This window comes from Leisingera sp. McT4-56, from assembly GCF_020514995.1.
GTDB classification, from domain to species: Bacteria; Pseudomonadota; Alphaproteobacteria; order Rhodobacterales; family Rhodobacteraceae; genus Leisingera; species Leisingera aquaemixtae_A.
In genome coordinates, this window is record NZ_JAJALF010000004.1 from 136755 (window position 1) to 153117 (window position 16363).

At 64.1% G+C, this 16363-nt stretch carries 12 protein-coding genes; 7 read left to right on the forward strand and 5 right to left on the reverse strand.

What is annotated here, in order from left to right; translation table 11 throughout:
- Positions 1-9 precede the first annotated feature (9 nt).
- Entirely contained in the window at positions 10-2181 is a 2172-nt protein-coding gene (locus tag LHL23_RS07670) for a methyl-accepting chemotaxis protein (protein WP_226429397.1), read from the reverse strand.
- Positions 2182-2367: 186 nt separating this feature from the next.
- Between LHL23_RS07670 and LHL23_RS07675 the strand changes: the two genes are divergently transcribed.
- Entirely contained in the window at positions 2368-3075 is a 708-nt protein-coding gene (locus tag LHL23_RS07675) for a hypothetical protein (RefSeq protein WP_226429398.1), read from the forward strand.
- 76 nt (positions 3076-3151) lie between these two features.
- Here LHL23_RS07675 and LHL23_RS07680 read toward each other — a convergent pair whose 3' ends face one another.
- Positions 3152-6982, reverse strand: a complete 3831-nt coding sequence (locus LHL23_RS07680) for an efflux RND transporter permease subunit (RefSeq protein WP_226429399.1) — start codon at positions 6980-6982, stop codon at positions 3152-3154.
- Complete coding sequence (locus LHL23_RS07685; RefSeq protein WP_226429400.1) at positions 6979-8094, reverse strand: efflux RND transporter periplasmic adaptor subunit; 1116 nt, start codon at positions 8092-8094, stop codon at positions 6979-6981. Before LHL23_RS07685 ends, LHL23_RS07680 begins: the two co-directional genes overlap by 4 nt.
- A 288-nt stretch (positions 8095-8382) precedes the next feature.
- Between LHL23_RS07685 and LHL23_RS07690 the strand changes: the two genes are divergently transcribed.
- From LHL23_RS07690 to LHL23_RS07710, 5 genes are all read left to right on the forward strand, one after another.
- Positions 8383-9054 carry a hypothetical protein gene (locus LHL23_RS07690; RefSeq protein WP_226429401.1) on the forward strand — a complete coding sequence of 224 codons (672 nt, stop codon included), beginning with the start codon at positions 8383-8385 and terminating at the stop codon, positions 9052-9054.
- A 53-nt stretch (positions 9055-9107) separates the two neighbouring features.
- Positions 9108-10430, forward strand: coding sequence for a PQQ-like beta-propeller repeat protein (locus LHL23_RS07695; RefSeq protein WP_226429402.1), 1323 nt, complete (start codon positions 9108-9110; stop codon positions 10428-10430).
- Between the two features lie 86 nt (positions 10431-10516).
- Positions 10517-11980: a ribosome biogenesis GTPase Der gene (gene der / locus LHL23_RS07700; RefSeq protein WP_226429403.1), complete on the forward strand. Its 1464-nt coding sequence runs from the start codon at positions 10517-10519 to the stop codon at positions 11978-11980.
- 319 nt (positions 11981-12299) lie between these two features.
- Positions 12300-13253: a fatty acid desaturase gene (locus tag LHL23_RS07705; RefSeq protein ID WP_226429404.1), complete on the forward strand. Its 954-nt coding sequence runs from the start codon at positions 12300-12302 to the stop codon at positions 13251-13253.
- A 65-nt stretch (positions 13254-13318) separates the two neighbouring features.
- Positions 13319-13801 carry a helix-hairpin-helix domain-containing protein gene (locus LHL23_RS07710; RefSeq protein WP_226429405.1) on the forward strand — a complete coding sequence of 161 codons (483 nt, stop codon included), beginning with the start codon at positions 13319-13321 and terminating at the stop codon, positions 13799-13801.
- Between the two features lie 73 nt (positions 13802-13874).
- Here the strand turns inward: LHL23_RS07710 and serS are convergent, their stop codons facing one another.
- Together serS and LHL23_RS07720 are read right to left on the reverse strand one after the other, a co-directional pair.
- Positions 13875-15167: a serine--tRNA ligase gene (gene serS, locus LHL23_RS07715; RefSeq protein ID WP_222476039.1), complete on the reverse strand. Its 1293-nt coding sequence runs from the start codon at positions 15165-15167 to the stop codon at positions 13875-13877.
- A gap of 172 nt (positions 15168-15339) precedes the next feature.
- Positions 15340-15756: an SET domain-containing protein gene (locus tag LHL23_RS07720; protein WP_226429406.1), complete on the reverse strand. Its 417-nt coding sequence runs from the start codon at positions 15754-15756 to the stop codon at positions 15340-15342.
- Between the two features lie 312 nt (positions 15757-16068).
- On the opposite strand from LHL23_RS07720, the gene yajC reads away from it, so the two are divergent.
- Entirely contained in the window at positions 16069-16353 is a 285-nt protein-coding gene (yajC, locus tag LHL23_RS07725) for a preprotein translocase subunit YajC (RefSeq protein WP_222476035.1), read from the forward strand.
- The last annotated feature ends 10 nt before the right edge of the window (positions 16354-16363 follow it).

Genomic DNA, 16363 nt, shown 5'->3' on the forward strand with positions numbered 1-16363 from the left:
GGGCAGGGTTCAGAAATCCTGCCAGGCGCCGCCGTTGGCGGCCTTGGCGGCCAGCGGCACGGCGATTGCAGGCTCGATACCCGGTCCATGCGCACTGGGTGCCGGAGGTTGCACGGCGCGGGGCGGACGGGGCGCGGAGGCCTGGCTGCCGGAGATTTTGAATTCTCCCATCAGCTCCGCCAGCTTGCCGGCGTCGGAATGCAGCATATGCCCGGCGGCGGTCGCCTGTTCCACCATGGCGGCGTTCTGCTGTGTGACCTGATCCAGCTGCGTGACCCCGGTGTTGATCTCGCTCAGGCCGGTGGATTGCTCTGCCGCGCCGCTGGCGATGTCGGACACCAGCTTGGAGATGTGATTGACGCGGCCGACGATGCTCGCCAGCGCCTCGCCGGTTTCGCCAACCAGGTCGACGCCCTGGCTCACCTGCTTGGAGCTGTCGCCGATCAGCGCCTTGATCTCTGTCGCGGCATCGGCAGAGCGCTGTGCCAGGGCGCGCACCTCGCTGGCGACAACGGCAAAGCCTTTGCCGGCCTCGCCGGCGCGGGCGGCCTCCACCCCGGCGTTCAGCGCCAGCAGGTTGGTCTGGAAGGCGATGTCGTCAATCACGCCGATGATCTGCGAAATCTTGTTGGACGACTGTTCAATCCCGTTCATGGCTGCCACCGCCTTGCGCACCACTTCGCCGCTGGTTTCGGCTTCCTGGCGGGCTTCTTCCATGGTTTGCTCAACGTTATGCGCGCCTTCGGCAGCGGACCGCACCGAGGCCGTCAGCTGTTCCAACGCGGCGGCGGTTTCTTCCAGCGTGGCGGCCTGGCTTTCGGTGCGGTTTGACAGATCGTCAGAGGCCTGGCTGATCTCGGTCGCACCGTTGTGGATGCTGCCGGCGGCCGAGATTACCTGCTCGATGGTGTCTTTCAGCGTCTGGACGGTGGCATTGAAGCTTTGGCGCAGCTCCTCGTATTCCTCGGGGAAGGCCTCTTCGATGGTGCAGTCCAGATCGCGCTGCGACAGCCGGGCCAGCTGCGCGTCCAGCTTGCCCACCACGGCACCGCGGTCGGCAATCCGGTTCGCTTCAATCGCAGCCAGCTTCTCCTCGGCCTCTTCCAGCGCAGCGCGGGTCTGTTCCATCGCCCGGCTGAGGTGCCCGATTTCCGCCTTGGAGTCGAGATTTGCCGGTTTGAAGCTGAATTCCTTGCGGGCCAGTTTTTCCAGATCCGCCTGCAGGGCGCCGAACTGGCGGGTGAAGGCGGTGATCAGGCGCAGCCCGATGGCGGCGCTGACGGCGAGAGACAGGACAACTGCTGACAGAGTGATGATCAGCGCCTGCTGTGCCTGGGCCTGCTCTTTGGCGGCCAGGCCGGTCATCGCGTCCGTCACGGTGATTTCCGCATCCCGCAGCGAACTGACCCACTGGGTTGCCCGGCCGAACCAGTCCGCGGCCTGGTATTCCGGCGCGGGATCGCCGGGGCGGGTTTCCAGAACCTGCTTGCGGATGGCGGGCAGCCCTGTGGGGGTCAGCCCCTTGCGCAGGTCCAGTCCAGGCTGCATCTGTGTGAAAGAAAGACCGGCAATGTCCAGCAGCTGATCTTCGATGGCGCCGGTGCGGGCAAACCAGCCGAAGATGTTCTGGCTGAAGCTGCCCTGGCCAAATCCCGTGGCGCCTGCGGCGCGCTGCTGGCCCGCGGCTTCCTTGGCGTAGGCGAGGCTTACGAGGCCTGAACTGAGCTGGGCGAGTTCGGCGTTCTTCTGATGCAGGAGCCGGGTGCTGACGTCCTCCAGGATACTGGCGATCGCGCCTGAATACCGGGCACCCATCTGGCCGGGCTTTAACTCAAGACCGCTGACCAGGCCGCGCGTGGCAGCCAGCTGATCCAGATGTGCCAGGGCGCCTGCCGCGGCAGGGGGCACCTCAGCGATGGCCGCGTCGACCTTTGCCCTTTCACCGTCGAGTTCCGCCGCGCCGGAAGCGCCGCCGGAAGACAGGAACACGGCGGACAGTCCGCGTTCGACCTGCAAGTGGTGGACCACCTTGGTCAAGGCAACGGAAGCCGCCGTTTCCGCCTGCGTTATCTTTGCATCTTTATACCGGTCCCAGTCATCCAGGGCCTTGAGACCGCCAATGCCCGACAGGGCTACGAAGGGGATCGCGATCAGAGTGAGGATTTGCGATCTTAGTGACATGATATTTTTCCCAACCAGAGAACACGTATAGCGGGATGTTTTCCGCTATCATCTCCCCTTTGCATGCAAGAAATAACATTCTGTGAACGCTGCCGGGCTTGGGCCGGCAGCGTCCGGAGGGGGCAAAAACCGGGCCGCGCCGGATGCGTCAGTTTCTCAGGGCCTCTGCCGCTTTTGGGGGAAAAGATGAGTGAATCCTGCCAGTATTTAATTTTTCGAAATTCGAGTGGTGGACTGAAAAGACAAATAAAAACAATGAGTAATGCGCTAAAGTTGCGTGCGGGTCGGGAAGGGGGTGCCGAGGGCGGTAAACCTAAAATGCGATGGATTAAACCGCGCAAAAACCGCTGCCTGCTCGGCGCAGCGGGGCTGCGTCCGGCCGGCCGGTTGGTATCCGAACCAGAACTTCCGGCAAGAAAGGCGCAGGACTGCTGCGTGCGGATGGGCAGCAGAGGAAAACGCCGATTGCATTCCCATTGCAAGGCAGAGCGCGATACTTGTAGTACGCCCGCTCAGGGGCGTAGCGGCATTGGCGCCGGCTGGCCCGCACATAAGGATAAGACTATGAAAACCATTTTCACCGCCGCCGCTGCTGCAGTTGCATTGCTGGCTGTTCAGGCACCGGCTTTTGCAGAGGATCTCGAGTTCCTGCTGGTCAATGAAAGCAGCGCCAATCTGGTTGAATTCAATGTGTCGCCTGCCTCTTCCGGGAATTGGGAAGAGAACCTGCTGGATGGCGGTGTTCTGGAATCCGGATATGAGGTCGGCGTGCTGATTGCGGACGGCGCAACCACCTGCGTCTATGACATCCGCGGCGGCTTTGCCGACGGTTCTGAGGCAGAGGACTACGGGCTCGACCTGTGTGAGCTGGGCGAATACTCTTTTATCGACTGATCCTGCAGGCCGCCGGGTGATCCGGCCAGCCGCAAAGAAAAAGCCCCGCCAATGCGGGGCTTTTTTGTTGGCCGGCCTATTCTGCGGCACGCAGCCTGCCGCGCGGGGCGGGCGGTTGCGGCTCGTCCTCATCGGCTTCGGTTTCACCGCTCTCCGGCGTCTCGTCTTCGACCCATTGGATTTCGGTGGTCGGCAGCTGCCGCGCTTTCTTGAACAGCTTGGAATCCTGCGCGATGCGGCTGGAGCGGCCGCGGGTGATCCGCGACAGCATCCGGCCCAGGGCCCGCATGTAGGTGGAGAACCAGACCCGGATCGACAAGAGCGAGGGTGTCACCACCAGGGTCAGCACGGTGGCGATGCCCAGGCCAAAGACCACGGCGGTTGCCAGCTGTTTCCACCACAGCGCGGTGGGGCTGTCGATGGAGTAGCCGCCGTTGATGAAGTCCAGGCTGACGCCGAACATCATCGGGGTGAGGCCGGCCATCGTGGTGATGGTGGTCAGCAGCACCGGGCGGATACGCGCCTCGGCGGTGCGGATGATCGCCTCGATCCGCGGCATCTGTTGGCTGAACTCCTGATAGGTGTCGATCAGCACGATGTTGTTGTTCACCACGATGCCCGCCAGCGCCACGATGCCGGTGCCGGTCATGATGATCGAGAACGGCTGCTGCATCACCATCATGCCGATCAGCACGCCAGTGGTGGACAGCACCACCGCCAGCAGAACCAGCACCGAGTTGTAGAAACTGTTGAACTGGGCCAGCAGGATGACGAACATCAGCGCCAGCGCGCCGGCAAAGGCCTTGGACAGGAAGGCGCCGGATTCCTCCTGCTCCTCCTGGTCGCCGGTCCATTCCCAGCTGATGCTGCGCGGCAGCGGGTCGCTCTCCAGCCATTCGGTGAGGACGGCAATCCGCTCGTTCGGGTTCACCGGGCTGATCTTGGCGCCATTGTCCAGCGCAGCCCGCACCGCGTCAAAGCTCTCGGCGCCGGTGAGCGCGGCCAGCTGCATCACGCGGCCGTTCGGTGCGGTGAGGGTTTCTCCGTTCGCCTCAGTGCCTTCCGGGACTTCCTTCAGCAGGGCGAGGCGGGTCATTTCCCCGCTGTCCGCATCCTCGATCAGCACCTTGTTCAGACCCGGCTCCACGTCGGCCTTGACGTCATAGAAGCGTTCCTGGCCGATGCGGTTGATCTGGGCGAGCTTCGGCACCGGCTGGCGGGTCACGAAGTTCGACAGAGGCACCAGCCCGTCCGAAGTGCGGACCTTGAGATTGTCGAGTGTCGACAGCACCCGGTCCTGTTCCGGCAGACGGACGCGGATCTCGATCTCCTCGTCGGAGCTGTCGACCCGCATGGTATCCAAGAGGATGCCGCGGGTGACCAGCTGCACCATCGCGCCCACGGTCGCCACATCGGCGCCGTAGCGGCCGGCCTTCTCGACATCGACGTTGATCTGCCAGTCGATACCGGGCAGCGGCAAGCTGTCCTCGATCAGGATCAGGCCGGGTGTGTTTTCGAACTGCTCCCGCGCGGCAAGGGTCGCGGTTGTCAGATCCTCCCAGCCGTCGCCGCGCAGGCGCAGATGCACCGGCTTGCCGGAGGCGGGGCCTTGCGCCAGAGCGCGGACCTCGACCTCGAAACCGGGCAGCTTGCCGAGAATTGCGTTCAGCTCGTCAATCACGGTGTTGCCGTCGTATTCCTCGGCGATCACCTTCTTCTCAAAGCCGAGGTACTTGCTCAGCAGCCCGCCGAACCAGCCGTTTAGCGGCTCGCTCTCGGTGGGGCGCTCCTCCCACGGGATGATTTCGAACTGGACTTGGCCGATAGTGTCCGGCGGCAGCTGCGCGCCGGAACTGTCGGTGTTGAGGCCGCCGTCGCCGGCAAAGGAGAACACATTGATCACCGCGTGGTGGTCCAGGATGACCTCCTCGGCCGCGCGCACCATCTCGTCCTTTTCCTGCAGCGAAATGTTGCCGCGGGCGCGGATATAGGCGGTGGCCTGTTCCGGTTCCGAGTCGACGAAGAATTCGACGCCGTAGTTGTTTTCGCTGAACATCGAGAAGACGGTCATGATGGCAAAGCCCACGGCGGCAATGGTCACCACCGGCATCACCGGGTTGCCCGCGATGAACTTGATCACATGGCCGAACGGGGTGTGGTGGTAGCCGGGGGCGACTTCCTGCTCCTCGCGCACGGCCTTGACCGAGCTGAGCGTGATCGAGGCCGCAAAGGAGGCAAGGGTAAAGACCAGCCCGCCGAACAACACGCCCGCCATCGGGGCGGTGCCCTCTGCCAGCAGGTAGGAGGGGTTCAGCATCTGCATGGCGCCCGCGAACATGCCCCACATGGAGACCGGCACCAGCACCGCACGCAGCCACCACGGCGCAATCATCCGCAGCGCGCGCGAGGCGCCTTCGAAGGTGCGGCTGATGCGGCCGGTGACGCCGCCCATGACGGGCAGGTAGATCAGCGCCACCACCAGCGAGGCCGACAGCACGAAGATCAGGGTGACCGGCAGCATGCCCATGAATTCACCCGGGACGCCGGGCCAGAACAGCATCGGCAGGAAGGCGCAGAGCGTGGTCGCAGTCGACGACACGATCGGCCAGAACATCCGCTGCGCCGCCTCGACATAGGCGTGCATCGGGCCGGTGCCTTCCTTGATCCGCTTGTCGGCGTATTCCACCACCACGATGGCGCCATCGACCAGCATCCCCACGGCGAGGATCAGGCCGAACATCACGATGTTGGAGATCGAGATGCCCATCAGCGCCAGCAGCGCGAAACACAGAAGGAACGATGTCGGGATCGCAAAACCCACCAGCAGCGCCGCCCGGCTGCCGAGCGCCGACAGAACAACGATCATCACCAGCGCAATGGCGGTCAGGACCGAGCCTTCCAGCTGGCTGACCATGGAGCCCACCACGCGGCTCTGGTCGTTGGAGGTGCCGACCTCGACCGCGGCCTGCAGTTCCGCGGGCCATTTGGACTTGGACACCTCCAGTGTCTCTTTCACCAGGTTCACGGTGTCGATCAGGTTGTAGCCCTTGCGCTTCACCACCTGCAGGGCAACTGTGTCTTCGCCGTTGAAGCGGGCGGTGCCCTCGCGGTCCTCGAAGGTGAAGTTGATCTGTGCCAGCTCGCCCAGCTTGACCACCCGGTCTCCGTTGGTCTTGACCGGCAGCTGGTAGATGTCCTTCACATCGTCAAAGGAGGAAGGGATCTTGACCGAGAACGCGCCCTGGCTGGTTTCGACCTCACCGGCCGCAATCAGCTGGTTGTTGTTCTGCACGACATTGATCAGCTCAAGTGCTGTGACGTTGTAGGCTTCCAGCCGCAAGGGGTCGATCAGCACTTCAACCATTTCGTCGCGGTTGCCGGCGATGCCGGCCTCCAGAACCGCATCCAGTGCCTCAAGGTCGTCCTGCAGGTCCTTGGCGATACGCGCCATTGTCCGTTCCGGCACGGCGCCGGTCAGGTTCACGATGACGATTGGGAATTCGGAAAAGTTGATCTCGGTGATCGAGTATTTCTCGGCGCCTTCCGGGAATTCGGCCTCGGCCTTGTCCATGGCGTCGCGCACGTCGGCCATGATGGCGGTCTTGTCCCAGCCGAATTCGAACTCCAGCGCCACCCCGGCATAGCCTTCGGCGGCGGTGGAGGTCATCTTGTCGAGACCGTCGAGGTCGGCAAGCTCGGTCTCCATCACCTTGACCATCAGGGATTCGGCGTCCTCGGCGGAGATGCCGGGGAAGGGGACAGAGATGAAGAGGGCCGGAATCTCGATGTCCGGCTCGCCCTCCTTGGGCAGCATCGAATAGGCGAAGCCGCCGACAAGCAGCGAAATTGCGATGAAGGCGAGGACCATCCGGGCGCGGCCGGCGGCCCAATCGACGATGCCAATCACTGTTCAGTCTCCCGGTAGGTGGCCGCCACGGCGACGCCTTCGGTCACGAAATCCTGTCCCACCACGATCACATCCGCGGTTTCGGGCAGGCCGCCCAGCCAGACGCCGTCCGCCTCATCCCGCAGAAGCTGCACGGGGTAGAATACCACGGTGCTGTCGGAACCGACAACGCGCACGCCCAGCCGGCCCTCGTTGTTCAGGGTCAGCGCCGATTGCGGCAGCCGGTGCGCCAGCGCGCCGGCCGAGGAAATGGCGATGTCCGCCGTCTGGCCGTCGCGGATGCTGAGATCCGGGTTCGGCACCGTGATCTCCACCTCGAAGGTGCGGGTGGTGGGGTCGGCAGACCGGCTGAGGAAGGTCACCTCGCCCTGGACCTGCTGGCCGGTGGACAGTTCCGCCTGCGCAATGGCACCCAGGGCGACCTTGTTGACCTCGGCCTCCGGCACATAGCCGACCAGCTTGATGGTATTGAGCTGGATCACCGTGCCGCACAGGCTGCCGGGCTGCAGCAGGCTGCCGAGTTCCGCGGTGTCGCTCTCCAGAAGCCCGTCAAACGGCGCGGTGATGGTCAGATGCCCGATTTCCCGTTCCGCGGCCGCCACTGCGGCCTGCGCGGACCGCTCCGCAGCCTCGGCAGCCGCCAGGCGGGTTTCAGAAGCATAACCGCCTTCCGACAGTTTGGCGGCGGCGGTAAGGTTGATCTTGGCTTCCTTCAGCTGCGCCTGCGCCTGCAGCAGCGAGGCGTTGCGGGTGCCGGGATCCAGTTCGCACAGCAGGTCGCCCTTCTTGACATGGGCGCCCTTTCGCAGCGGTTCGGAAATCACGGTCGAGGTGGTTTCGGCCCGCACCTCCACCTGGCGGATGGCCTGGGTCTGGCCGCGCAGGATCACCGCGTTGCCGATGGTGCGCGCCTTGCTTTGAATGGCCACCACGCCGACCCGTGCTTCTTCAGTCTGGGCCAGTTCTTCTCCACTGGCGGGCGCGGCGCCTGCCTCGGCAGCTTCCGACGCATCCTCGCCGCGGGCAAAGGCCATCAGATCGTCGCGCTCGATAACCACCATATAAAGGCTGGCTGTCACCGCCACTGCGGTCAGTATCGGTACAATGCGCATGTCGGGCCTTTCCTGTTCTCTGTCTTTTCCACGTGCACAATACCCTTGTCCGTCGGCCGGCCGGTCCTGTTCACAGCGGAGTCGCGCGTATGTGATAGGCCTGATATAGGATATGTCCATTCTAAACTAAGTGGTTTAGTTCACATTTCTTGCTTTTCTGCCCTGAATGCATGTGTTTCTGGTGCAAACGGGCCACTTGGCTTGGCCTTTGAGCCGGGGTAAGAGGGGCGCGACGCATTCAATACCGGCACCGGCGGAAGCCCGCGCCGCGCATATCAGGGGCTTTTCATGAGCGATACCGACAGCTTTATCGACGAAGTGACCGAAGAGGTCCGCCGCGACCGGCTTTTCCTGATGCTGAAACGCTATGGCTGGATCGGCGGCGTGGCTGTGGCGCTGATCGTCGGCGGCGCAGCGTTCCGCGAATACAGCAAAGCGCAGGAGCAGGCCGCTGCCGAGGCCCTGGGCGACGCGATCACCGCGGCGCTGGAAACCGACGGCAGCGAAAAGCAGGCCGAGGCGCTGGCGGCTGTGTCCGCCGAAGGCGCCGGCGGCGCGGCCATTGCCAAGATGCTGGAAGCGGGCGCATTGGCCGAGGCCGGCAAGACCGCTGAGGCTGTGGCCCGGCTGGAGGCCGTTGCCGTCAATGGCGAGCTGCCGCTGATCTACCGCCATATTGCCAGCTTCAAGGTGCTGGCGCTGCAGACCGGGACGCTCAGCGCCGCGGACCGCCGCCTTCAGTACGAGGCGCTGGCCCAGCCCGGCGCGCCGCTGGCACTGCTGGCATCTGAACAACTGGCGCTGCTGGACGTCGAAGAAGGCAACAGCGAGGCGGCAATTGCCCGTTTGCGGGACATCGTTGCGGACGCAACTGTCAGTGCAGACTTGAAAGACCGCGCGTCTCAGGTGATTGTGGCGCTCGGCGGATCCCTGGACGGGGATGCCGCGCCTGAGGGGTAAGGCGCTCCGCGGATGGGAACTTGCGGAACGATAACGGCAGACAGGGCAGGGCAATGACAATAAACAATACTTTCTCCCGGGCACGGGTTCTTCTTTGCACAACTGCAGCCGCGGCTGTGCTGGCGGCCTGCGCTGAGCCGGAGGTCATCCTGCGCGGCGAGCGCGAGGACATCCGGCCCGACGCCGAAGTGGAGATCGTGAACCAGTCCCGCCCGATTTCCCTGCCGCAGCAGGTTGCCAATGCGAACTGGGAACAGGGCCATGGCGCCGAGGCGGGCCGCACCGCGCACCCGGCGCTGGCCGCCGCGCCGCAGCGCATCTGGTCCGCTTCGATCGGCGCCGGCGACAGCCGCCGCCAGCGGATCACTGCAACCCCGGTTGTCGGCGGCGGGCGCGTCTACACGCTGGACAGTGCCGCGCGGGTTTCCGCGGTTTCGCCGCAGGGCCAGGTCCTGTGGCAAAGCGAACTGATCCCGGCCACCGATGACGAGGGCCAGGCCACCGGCGGCGGTTTGGCCTATAACGACGGCGTTCTCTATATCTCCTCCGGCTTTGGCGTGCTGACGGCGCTGAATGCAGCGGACGGCAGCCAGATCTGGCGGCAGGAACTGGGCGCCACCGGCTCCGGCCAGCCGCGCGTGAGCGGCGGGCTGGTTTATCTGGTTGCGGGCGACGACACCGGCTGGGCGGTAAACGCCAAAGACGGCCGCATTGCCTGGCAGATCGAAGCTTCGCCGTCGCCGGCCAATGTCCTGGGCGCGCCAGCGCCGGTGGTGACAAACGATCTGGCGGTCTTTGCCTTTGGCTCCGGCGACCTGATTGCAACCTTCCGCCGCGGCGGCCTGCGCCGCTGGAGCGCCTCTGTTGCTGGCCAGCGCACCGGCCGGACCCTGTCGCGGATCGGCGATGTGACCGGCGCGCCGGTGGTGTCGGGCGGGCGCCTTTACGCGGGCAACAACTCCGGCCGCACCGTGGCGATCGACCTGGAAACCGGCGACCGGCTGTGGACTGCGCGCGAGGGCGCGGCGGGCACGGCCTGGCCTGCGGGCGGCAGCCTGTTCCAGGTCAGCGATCTGAACCAGCTGCTGCGCCTGGATGCCGGCAGCGGCGAGGTGATATGGGCGGTGGACCTGCCCGGCTACCTCAAGGACAAGCCCAGGAAGCGCGGCCAGATCCACGTCCATCACGGCCCGGTGCTGGCCGGCGGGCAGGTGGTTGTCGCCTCCAGCGACGGGCTGTTGCGTTTCTTCAACCCGCAGGACGGCAGCCTGGCCCGCACGGTGGAGGTGCCCGGCGGTGCGACCACGGCGCCGGTCGTCGCCGGGCGCACGCTGTATGTGGTTTCCACCAAGGGCGATTTGCTGGCCTACCGCTAGGGTCAAGGGCCCTGAAAGTGTTTCCGGGTGGCACAAGCCGCGCGGATGCGCTATGAGCCGCGTCTGAATCGCAGAAAGCTGGTCTGATGTCCTTTACCCTCGCCATTGTGGGCCGTCCCAATGTGGGCAAGTCCACCCTGTTCAACCGCCTTGTGGGCAAGAAGCTGGCCCTGGTCGACGACCAGCCGGGTGTGACGCGCGACCTGCGCGAAGGCGCGGCGCGGCTGGGCGATCTGCGCTTCACAGTGATTGACACCGCGGGTCTGGAGGACGCCACCGACAACTCGCTGGAAGGCCGCATGCGCCGCCTGACCGAGCGGGCGGTGGACATGGCCGACATCTGCCTGTTCATGATCGACGCCCGAACCGGCGTCACCCCGACCGACGAGATCTTTGCCGACATCCTGCGCCGCAAGTCCGCGCACGTGATCCTGGCCGCCAACAAGGCCGAGGGCAATGCCGCCGAGGCCGGCGTGCTGGAAGCCTACGGTCTCGGCCTGGGCGAGCCGCTGCGGCTGTCCGGCGAGCACGGCGAGGGGATGCCCGACCTCTACGGCATCCTGCAGCCGCTGGCGGAGAAATTCGAAGCCGCGGTCGAAGAGCATGCGCCGGTCACCGATGTCGAGGTCTATGAAGAGATCGGCGAGGACGAGGAAGAGATCATTCCGGTCCCGACCGATGCCAAGCCTTTGCAAGTCGCCGTTGTAGGCCGCCCGAACGCCGGTAAATCCACCCTGATCAACAAGATTCTGGGCGAAGAGCGGCTGCTGACCGGGCCTGAGGCCGGGATCACCCGCGATGCGATCTCGCTCAAGATCAACTGGAAAGACACGCCGATGCGGGTGTTCGATACCGCCGGCATGCGCAAGAAGGCCAAGGTGCAGGAGAAGCTGGAGAAGCTCTCTGTCTCCGACGGTCTGCGCGCAGTGAAATTCGCCGAGGTTGTGGTGGTGCTGCTGGATGCCAGCATCCCGTTTGAACAGCAGGACCTGCGGATTGCCGACCTGGCCGAGCGCGAGGGGCGTGCGGTTGTGGTGGCGGTCAACAAATGGGACGCCGAGGAGCACAAGCAGGAAAAGCTGCGCGACCTCAAGGAAGCCTTCGGCCGCCTGCTGCCGCAACTGCGCGGCGCGCCGCTGGTAACAGTGTCCGCCAAGACCGGCAAGGGGCTGGACCGGCTGCATGAGGCGATCATGCGGGCCTATGGCACCTGGAACCGGCGGGTGCCGACCGCGGCGCTGAACCGCTGGCTGGTTGGCATGCTGGAACAGCACCCGCCGCCAGCACCGCAGGGCAAGCGGATCAAGCTGCGCTACATGACCCAGGCCAAGAGCCGACCGCCGGGATTCGTGGTGATGTGCTCGCACCCCGACAAGCTGCCGGAAAGCTATACCCGCTATCTGGTCAACGGGTTGCGCGAGGATTTCGACATGCCCGGCACCCCGATCCGCCTTTATATGCGCGGGCAGGGCGACAAGAACCCCTACAAGGGCAAGCGGGCCAAGAACGCAGGCGCGCTGGAAAAACACCTGAAAAAACGCGGCAGCTGACCGGCCAGGGGCGGATACTCCCGCCCGGCCACGCGGCATTCAGAGAATACCTTGGCCCGTTGGGCCTGGCGCCGCCCCAAGGGGCGGCGCTTTTCTGTAGCGCCCAGCCCTGCCGCCGCAAATCCGGCGGGCTTTTGCCGCGCGGTGCTGACCGCAACGGGCCTATTCCATCAAGAGTGGCAGGGTGGTATCCCTAGGGTTGAGGTGCCTGGCCGCCGCCGCCTTGCCTTTGGCCAGGCCGGAATTATCTGAGGTATATGTTGGGCGGGCTGCGCCTTTCTTCGCATGCCTGTCACATCGCGTATTTATGGAAGAATTCATGGATCTGAGGGCACACACGCGCAAGTTCACCGAAAAAGACAACCGGCTGGCATCGCTCAGCTATTTCGGAACATTTGCGGTTTACTTCCTGTCGCTCTATCTGGCCATCGCCCACGCGGACCGCTGGTATGTGATGCTGCCCGCCGGCGTGGTCTTTGCCTTCGCTGCGGTGCGCCTTTACGTGCTGCAGCATGACACCGGCCACCACTCGCTGTTTGAGACACGCCTGCAGAACGAGATTGCCGGCCATGTGCTGTCTCCCTTCACCTTTGCACCGTTTGAGGTGATGAAGCAGAACCACAACCTGCATCACTCCAATATCGGCAATCTGGAGCACCGAGAGACCGGCGAAATCCACACCATGACGGTGCGGGAATGGAAAGCCGCCGGTTTCTGGGAGCGGCTGGGCTACCGGCTCTACCGCAACCCGTTTGTGCTGGTGCCGCTGGGTTCGGCTTTCACCTATTTCATCCGCTACCGGTGGCCCAAGAACACGGTGCGCTTCGGCGCTGCCGGCGTGGTCCTGCATAATCTGGTGATCGTGGTTATGCTGGGGCTGCTATACTGGGCCGGAGGGATGACCGGTATCTGGGTCTGGCTGGTGTTTTCCTTCCTGGGCGGCATGATCGGAGTGTTTCTTGTCTACCTGCAGCACAATTTCGAAGACACCTACTGGGACCGCCGGCCGGAGCTGAACCCGCAGGTGGCGGCGCTGCAGGGGTCGTCCTGCCTCGACTTCGGCTGGTTCTTCGACATGGCTGTCGCCAACATCACCCTGCATGACATCCACCATTACAACGCGCGCATTCCATCCTACCGGCTGCGGCAGTGCCACTACAGCCTGCCGCCGGAACTGGGGCTGCGCCGGATCAAGTTTCCCGAGGCGGTCCGGGCGCTGACGCTGAAACTGTGGGACGAGGACAAAAAATGCCTGGTGCCCTTTCCGGCCTGAGGTTTTCCTGTAATGATTGCGCGTCAAGTGATTGAAAAGAATGAAGTAAGGAGGCGGTTTTCTGGATGACGGCCATATCACAATTGAACGGCGTGGGGCCGGCACTGGCAAAGACGCTAGAGGAAAACGGTATTCAAACGGTTGAGGAACTGGCGGGGGCCGGAGAGCAGAGGCTGCTCAGCATTCCCGGCGTTGGCACCAGCCGGGCGAACCTGCTGATGGAAGCTGCCAAGGAGCATGTGGCGGCGGATGCGGGTGAAGCGGATACGGGCGAAGAGGAACTGAACGCCAGGCTGGCAGCCGCAGAGGCCGCCCGGCTGGCCGCAGAAGAGAAGGCCGCCAAGGCGCAGGCCAAGGCGAAGAAGGCCAAGCGGCAGGCGGCGCAACTGGCGGAGGAGTTTGCCGAAGCCAAGGTCAAGGCCAAGCGTAAGGCCAAGAAGGTCAAGGCCAAGGCGAAGAAGGCCATCGAGAAGGAAAAGGCCAAAGCCAAGGCCATTCTGGAAGGCAATACCGCTGAAAAGAAGAAAAAGAAGAAGGCGAAGAAGTGACTTCAAGCCTTTGCAGTTAAAAGAAAACCGGCGCAATTGGCGCCGGTTTCTGATTTTTGGGATGCGGTCAGGCTCAGACCAGCTTGCCCTCGGCGGTCAGGGTCAGCTTGCCGCCCAGATAGGGCGCCAGGGCCTCCGGCAGTTTGACTGAGCCATCCGCCTGCTGGCCGTTTTCCAGCACCGCGATCAGGCAGCGGCCGACGGCCAGGCCGGAGCCGTTCAGCGTGTGCACGAACTGCGGCTTGCCGCCATCCGCGGGCTTGAAGCGCGCATTCATCCGGCGGGCCTGGAAATCGCCGCAGACCGAGACCGAAGAGATCTCGCGGTAGGTGTTCTGGCCCGGCACCCAGACTTCGATGTCGTGGGTCTTGCGGGCGCCAAAGCCCATGTCGCCGGTGCACAGCACGATGGTGCGGTAGGGCAGGCCCAGGCGCTCCAGAATGTCCTCTGCGCAGCGGGTCATGCGCTCATGCTCTTCCAGGCTGTTGTCCGGGTGGGTGACCGAGACCATCTCGACCTTTTCGAACTGGTGCTGGCGCAGCATGCCGGCGGTGTCCTTGCCGGCCGAGCCTGCCTCGGAGCGGAAGCACTGGGTGTGCGCCACATAGCGGCGCGGCAGATAGCCTTCCTCGACCACCAGGCCGTTGACGATGTTGGTCAGCGTCACCTCGGCGGTCGGCACCAGCCACCAGCCGTTGGTGGTCTTGTAGCTGTCCTCGCCGAACTTGGGCAGCTGGCCGGTGCCGTACATCATCTCTTCGCGCACCAGCACCGGGGTCCAGGTTTCCGTCAGTCCGTTCTCGTCCACATGGGTGTTGATCATGAACTGCGCCAGCGCCCGGTGGATGCGGGCAACCGCGCCGGACAGCACCACGAAACGGCTGCCCGAGAGCTTGGCCGCAACTTCGAAATCCATGCCCGGTTTCACGCCTTCGATTTCGAAATGCTCCTTGGGCTCGAAGTCGAACGGCTTCGGCTCGCCCCAGCGGCGGATTTCGACGTTGTCGTCCTCATCCTCGCCCAGCGGCACCTCCTCGAACGCCAGGTTCGGGATGGTGGCCAGCATGTCATTCAGCTGCTGGTCCAATTCCTTGGCCTCGGTGTTCATGGCGGCCACTTCGGCCTTCTTCTCGGCCACCAGCGCGCGCAGGCGCTCGAACTCGGCCTCGTCGCCGCGGGCCTTGGCGGCGCCAACTTCTTTGGAGGCCTTGTTCTGCTCGGCCTGCGCGGTCTCGGCCGCCAGGATCTTGGCCCGGCGCGCCTCATCCAGCGCCAGGATCTCGGATGACACGCCCGCATCCCCGCGCCGCGCCACAGCGGCGTCGAATGCGGCAGGATTTTCGCGGATAGCGCGGATGTCATGCATGAGAGTTTCTCCTAGCGTTGCAAGATGGTTTGAATCAGTAGCCCCATCCTATGACGCAAGGGTGAACAAAGGGGAAGGGGGGCGGGCGGTCTATGTGCAAGCGGGTGAATCGGCCACAGCCCGCCGGCAGCGGAATAGAAAAGGCCGGGTGCTGGACCCGGCCCTTTGGTTCTCATTCCGCGGCCATCGCCATCATGTGCACCTGGTGGCGCGGCGGCTGCATGCGGATCTCGCCGGTCAGGAAGTCGGCATAGTCGAAGGTGAGCTCCGTGCCTGCCGGAATACTGGCCAGCGCCCGGCCCCAGACCCCGTCCGAAAAATCGAGGTTTGGATACATGGAGTGGTTCAGGAAACGCCCTTCGTCGCATTGCAGGATCAGGTAGCCCGGGCGGCAGGGATCCGGGAAGCTGTAGCGCTCCAGAAACTCCTTCATGTGGGGTTCGACATTGTCCAGCTTGCTCTCGGGAAAGGTGGTGTCGAGCATCTTGTCATGACGCCAGACAATATCCCCCTTGGTGATGTTGTCATGGCAGAAAACGCCCAGCCCTTCGATGGCCGAGGGGGCGAGATAGCAGCGCACCATCATCATGCGCCTGTTCCTTCTTTCAGGAATGGCCGGGCCGCCATCCGGACCGGAAAGAGGGGGCAAACGCCCCGCGCCTGGCGGCTTGCGCAAGGGAAAGCAAAGCGCCGAATCGCGCTGTTTTGCAATCTAATTCTGCACGGCGGCAGGGCGAGTCTGTGCTTTCTTCAGCCGCCTGCCGCACGGCCAGCCGCCGCGGCCTGCAATCCGCCCCTCCGGGACTGCAGCGTTCCCTTGCAAACCCCCGGTCCAGCGCATAGGTTCCGCTGCAAATTTCCGGCGCTAACTCCAGCGCTGCTTTTACAGAAGGAATATCCCATGGACGGTGGCGCAGTCGCCCAATTTCTCCCGCTTATCCTGATCTTCGCGATCATGTACTTCCTGCTGATCCGCCCGCAGCAGAAGAAGATGAAACAGCATCAGGCGATGGTGGACGGCCTGCGCCGCGGTGACCAGGTGGTGACCCAGGGCGGCGTGATCGGCAAGGTTGCCAAGGTCAAGGAAGACGGCGAGGTCGAGGTCGAGATCGCTGATGGCGTCAAGGTGCGCGTGGTCAAGGCGACCATTGCCCAGGTTCTGAACAAGACCGAACCGGCAGCGTAAGCGCCCTACG